Raw genomic sequence first — 813 nt, forward strand, 5'->3', positions numbered from 1 at the left:
ACCATCACTACCATTTGTTATGGGGATTGATTTTTTTCTACTTTTTCACTAGTCTTTGCAGGCGATTCTATATTTTTTGTAATAGCTGAGGCTTTAGTGAAACTAGATTCTTTTAACACCAGATCTAAAATTGTAATATTTTTTCTAATAATTCTATGGCTTTTTGGTGCTTTTCTATTTGTTTAGCTAAATTATCCCTAATAGCAACAGTATCACGTATTTGCTCTTCAGAGAATTTCATGATTTCTTTTTGAGTATATGGGTATTAAATGCATTCTAGGTAATTATGATATTTATTTTATCATAAGGAATTTTTTCAAACCCATCAATTGGGCTTGATATTGTAAATAACTGCGATCTTGTTTTTTTGCTAGCCATTTCAAAAGTAATTTAGCTTTTCTTAACTTTTTTAATTTGGTATTTCTATCATTTATTTTTGTTTTAGAGTAAATTCCTATTTTTTCTTCAAAATCCATGCCAAACAAAATAATCTTTTTTGCCTCAAAGTGACTTGCAAGAAAAACTGCTCTATCGCCATCAGTGAAACCACCAAAATTCTGTATTTTTTTAAATGGTTTTGATTGTGTTGTTCCAACATAATTTTTAAAATTCTCTGCAAGATTTAGCCTAGCTATGTTGTCTCCATGTGCATGCACAACAAAAATTGAATCAGTTTTTCCAACTTTAATTAATGATTCTTCGTCTCCGTCCAAGTCCGTGACAACAATGTCTGGATTTATTCCGTTTTCAATTAGAACCTTTACTGCACTATCTGCAACAATTTTTAATTCTTTTTTAAAGTTTTTCAGCACA

At 29.6% G+C, this 813-nt stretch carries 1 protein-coding gene; it reads right to left on the reverse strand.

Annotation, left to right across the window (positions count from 1 at the left end; all coding sequences use genetic code 11):
• Positions 1-293: 293 nt before the first annotated feature.
• A partial coding sequence (locus tag BG20_RS03330; RefSeq protein WP_338032789.1) for a 6-hydroxymethylpterin diphosphokinase MptE-like protein occupies positions 294-813 on the reverse strand: 520 nt, incomplete at its 5' end.

This window comes from Candidatus Nitrosarchaeum limnium BG20 (genome assembly GCF_000241145.1).
Taxonomy (GTDB): Archaea; Thermoproteota; Nitrososphaeria; order Nitrososphaerales; family Nitrosopumilaceae; genus Nitrosarchaeum; species Nitrosarchaeum limnae.